We start from the raw sequence: 799 nt of genomic DNA on the forward strand, positions 1-799 counted from the left end.
ATACTCTAGGTAACTAGAAACCCATTTATTCACACTACTTCTTGCAGTGTTTAGACGTTTTGCAATATCGGTTCGGCTATTACCCTCATAAAATAAAGACACTGCGAGCAATCGCATGCGTTTTCGTGCGTTTGGTTCTTTTCGAGAAAGCGCTAAAAGCTGTTCAGATATGTTTGAATTCAATGTTATTAGCCGGTGATTTTATATAGCCTATATTAGATCAGATATTTAAGCGGAATGGTATAACTCGCTAACTCACGTTGGGTTTCGTTTCGCTCCGCTCTACCCAATCTACCTGGCTGAAAGCTCCAAACGCAAAAAAGCCCGACTCTTTCGAATCGGGCTTTCTCTTATTTGGAGCCTGGCGATGACCTACTTTCACATAGCAGCTGCTACACTATCATCGGCGCTGTTTCGTTTCACTACTGAGTTCGGCATGGGGTCAGGTGGGTCCAAAACGCTATTGTCACCAAGCAAATTTGGTTCGTTAATCGCTGTTGCAATTAACTAAAATCTGGAATTCTGATATCAAGTAAATATCTACTTTAGTCTCTTAACTTCTGTCTGTTACGCTGTCATAAAACGCGTTTGGCGTTGTATGGTTAAGCCTCACGGGTAATTAGTACAGGTTAGCTTAATGGCTCACACCACTTCCACATCCTGCCTATCAACGTTGTAGTCTTCAACGGCCCTTCAGAGACTTTAAAAGTCTAGTGAGAACTCATCTCGAGGCCTGCTTCGCGCTTAGATGCTTTCAGCGCTTATCAGTTCCGAACGTAGCTACCGGGCAGTGCCATTG

At 43.4% G+C, this 799-nt stretch carries 1 protein-coding gene and 2 rRNA genes; all 3 read right to left on the reverse strand.

From position 1 onward, the window contains the following. Positions 1–117, reverse strand: a 117-nt coding sequence (locus AOG27_RS21995) for a helix-turn-helix domain-containing protein (RefSeq protein WP_161804357.1), incomplete at its 3' end; no start/stop codon positions are given. Between the two features lie 242 nt (positions 118–359). Beyond that, a 5S ribosomal RNA gene (gene rrf, locus AOG27_RS20875) occupies positions 360–474 on the reverse strand. Between the two features lie 124 nt (positions 475–598). After that, positions 599–799: ribosomal RNA gene (locus AOG27_RS20880) — 23S ribosomal RNA — on the reverse strand; the annotation flags it as partial.

Source organism: Pseudoalteromonas lipolytica, from assembly GCF_001306915.1.
Classification (GTDB): domain Bacteria; phylum Pseudomonadota; class Gammaproteobacteria; order Enterobacterales; family Alteromonadaceae; genus Pseudoalteromonas; species Pseudoalteromonas simplex.